Here is a 3492-nt window from a genome sequence, read left to right as displayed (position 1 = left end):
AAAATATATTACTTTCTTGGAAGTATGAACGAAAAATTAGTAAATTTTCTTTAATATTTAATCTCATTTTCGATGCCATATTTATTGTTAAATATTTTTCAGTGATTTAGATGAGATCTCATGAAAAAACACTTAATATTGTTTTTCAGAATACTGGGTGAGATTTTTTTGCTATTTTTTCAAAAGTTTTCCTAATTTAGCGAAATTATAATATTATAAGAAAATAAAGATAAGAAAATGATTTAGTACGTTCAAAATGGTGTGGAATAAGTGCCCTAATTAAAAAATTAGAAATTATTTCGAATAAAAATAATCTTTTTTATTAAAAGAAAACTGTTTTTAAATGAACTAATTCCAATACAATACATATAACATATCTTCATATTTTATATTTCATGGGCATCCTAATAAAGGAAGGGAGACAGTTTTTTATTTGTGTAAAACTTAAACTATTTTAATAGTCTTGAATAAAAAGAGTTTTTCTTGTTTTTGCCACAATGTTGAAAATTTTTTACTTTTTTATATTTTTTTAAAAAGCTGTTCTTCTACTCCCTTTACATAAACAAAGAAGAGTTTATTAACCACAGGATTATAATACAATCAGGTCTAATTTTTACTGAGTTCAAATATTTTTTTAACTGCTCAAATAATTTTTTAAATTTTTGTATAAATATAGTAATCAAGAGTGTATTCAATTGCTAATTTTTAGAAAGAATTTTTTTAATTTATTTTGTTACGTAGAGAGGATGTAAAATTTAATATCGATAATGATCCAACTTAAACGGTCCTTTAGGATCGACCCCGATATAGGCGGCTTGTTTCTTGGTTAATTTCGTTAATTTAGCTCCTACTTGTTGTAAATGTAGATGTGCGACTTCTTCATCTAGGTGTTTAGGTAATAAGTATACCCCCAGGGGATATTTTTCTTGATGTTTCCATAATTCTATCTGCGCCAATACTTGATTACTGAAGGAAGTCGACATCACAAAACTGGGGTGACCTGTTGCACAGCCAAGATTAACTAACCGGCCTTTTGCCAAGACTGTCAGTCGTTTTCCGTTAGGGAAAATAACTTGATCGACTTGGGGTTTAATGTTGATCCATGAGTATTTTTTTAAAGAATTGATGTCAATTTCTTTATCAAAATGGCCAATATTACAAATAATGGTTTGATTTTTCATTTGAGTCATATGTTCATGAGTAATAATGTCAATATTACCCGTTGCAGTAATAAAAATATCAGCGATCGGAGCTACTTCTTCCATGGTCACCACTTGATAACCTTCCATAGAGGCTTGTAAAGCGCAAATAGGATCAATTTCGGTAATATATACCGTAGCGCCGTAAGCACGAAGGGATTGTGCACAACCTTTACCTACATCCCCATATCCACAAACGACAACACGTTTGCCTGCAATCATCACATCTGTTGCCCGTTTAATAGAATCGATGAGTGATTCGCGAGATCCATAAAGATTATCAAATTTTGATTTTGTTACTGAATTGTTTAGATTGATAGCGGAGAATCTTAAAGTGCCATCTTTGAGCATTTTATAAAGACGATGAGCTCCAGTAGTCGTTTCTTCGGAAACACCGCGAATATTTTTGACTAATTCTGGATTGTTTTTTAGCACATAAGTGGTTAAATCTCCACCATCATCTAATAACATATTAGGGTGCCAGCCGTTAGGGCCTTCTAAAGTAGAATCTATACATTTCCAGTACTCTTCCTCAGTTTCTCCCTTCCAAGCAAAAACTGGAATACCTTTTGCCGCGATCGCGGCAGCTGCATGATCTTGAGTAGAAAAAATATTACAAGAAGACCATCGAACTTCAGCACCAAGTTGAATTAAAGTTTCAATTAAAACAGCTGTTTGGATTGTCATATGGATACAGCCCGCAATACGAGCCCCTTTCAAAGGTTGACTTTTTTTGTATTTTTGACATAAGGCCATTAATCCAGGCATTTCTGTTTTGGCAATGTCAATTTCCTTTTGACCCCAATCTGCTAATTTACTGTCAGCAATTTGAAAATCTTGAGTCATTATTATCCAATTTTTTAAATATTCACTATTGGGCTATTTTAAGGATGTTGGTTGGGGCGGTTGAAAGTAAACCTGCAGCTTCGCGAAGCATTTCCGCTTTATCAGTTTGCTCCCAGGTAAATTCTGCTTCTTCCCGACCAAAATGGCCATAGGTAGCAGTAGCTTTGTATATAGGTCGAAGTAATCGAAGATCTTCGATAATTCGTCCCGGACGAAAATCAAAGAATTCCATAATTAATTGTTGAATACGTGCCTCATCAATTTTGGCGGTTCCGAAGGTTTCAATGTTAATTGCAGTAGGCTCAGCAATACCTATGGCGTAAGAAACTTGAATTTCACAACGATCAGCTACTCCGGCAGCTACTATGTTCTTAGCAACGTAACGAGCAGCATAAGCAGCCGAACGATCTACTTTAGAAGGATCTTTCCCTGAAAAACAGCCTCCCCCATGACGAGCCATTCCTCCATAGGTATCAACGATGATTTTTCGTCCAGTTAACCCACAATCGCCAACCGGTCCACCAATAACGAAGCGCCCAGTGGGATTAACTAACAGTCGAGTATTCTTTGTAATCCAAGTTTGAGGAATAACAGGCTTAATGATTTCTTCAATCACGGCTTCTCGTAAATCTTTTTGAAGAATATGTGGACTGTGTTGCGTGGAAAGTACAATGCAATCTACTGCTACAGGAACTCCATTTTCGTAACGGAGCGTAACTTGTGATTTAGCATCCGGACGTAACCAGGAAAAAATACCTTCTTTACGCAACTCTGCTTGTCGACGAACGAGACGATGAGCATAGGTAATTGGGGCAGGCATCAGTACTTCGGTTTCTCTCGAAGCATATCCAAACATCAAACCTTGATCACCAGCTCCTAATTCTCGATCTTTACGTCCGTCAACACCTATGATGATATCCGGTGATTGTTTTCCAATGGCTGAAAGTACGGCGCAAGTTTCTCCATCAAAACCAATATGAGGGTCATTGTAACCAATCTGTAAAATGGTATTACGAGCAATTTGTTCTATATCAGCCCAAGCACTGGTAGTAATTTCTCCCGCGACAAAAACCATGCCAGATTTCACTACAGCTTCACAGGCTACGCGAGAACGGGGATCTTGACTAATGAGTGCATCTAAAATAGCATCAGAAATTTGATCGGCTATTTTGTCTGTGTGGCCTTCCGAGACAGATTCTGAAGTAAATAAGGTTGTGTGCGTCATGCTAAAATCCCTAATTCAAATGAAGTGAGTCATAGTAATAAAATTTTAAGAAAATTACACTAATTTTATTGGAGTTCGGGAGTCTTGGTTAACAATGAGGCTGCTCATTGGAACCTTCTGTTAGTAGAGCTATCCTCTATATTTGAAGAGCTTAAGAAAAGTAATGCTCTATCTATCTTTAATAAAATGATATGAGTTACGGCTGTCTCTTATACACATTCT

At 35.7% G+C, this 3492-nt stretch carries 2 protein-coding genes; both read right to left on the bottom strand.

Going from position 1 to position 3492, the window contains the following annotated elements; all coding sequences use genetic code 11:
• Window positions 1–755: 755 nt before the first annotated feature.
• A complete protein-coding gene (gene ahcY, locus CLERM_RS03740; RefSeq protein ID WP_102157245.1) occupies window positions 756–2045 on the bottom strand; it encodes an adenosylhomocysteinase in 1290 nt (429 codons plus the stop codon).
• 25 nt (window positions 2046–2070) lie between these two features.
• Complete coding sequence (metK, locus tag CLERM_RS03735; RefSeq protein ID WP_102157244.1) at window positions 2071–3270, bottom strand: methionine adenosyltransferase; 1200 nt, start codon at window positions 3268–3270, stop codon at window positions 2071–2073.
• Between the last annotated feature and the right edge of the window lie 222 nt (window positions 3271–3492).

Source organism: Coxiella-like endosymbiont (assembly GCF_002871095.1).
In the GTDB taxonomy this organism is placed as follows: Bacteria; Pseudomonadota; Gammaproteobacteria; order Coxiellales; family Coxiellaceae; genus Coxiella.
The sequence above is the reverse complement of the archived record's forward strand: the minus strand, read 5'-3'. Positions and strand labels throughout refer to the sequence as shown.

What these genes read in the sequence shown, in the direction of transcription:
- ahcY (WP_102157245.1), bottom strand. Translation starts at nt 2,045, where the DNA reads ATGACTCAAGATTTTCAAATTGCTGACAGTAAATTAGCAGATTGGGGT.
- metK (WP_102157244.1), bottom strand. Translation starts at nt 3,270, where the DNA reads ATGACGCACACAACCTTATTTACTTCAGAATCTGTCTCGGAAGGCCAC.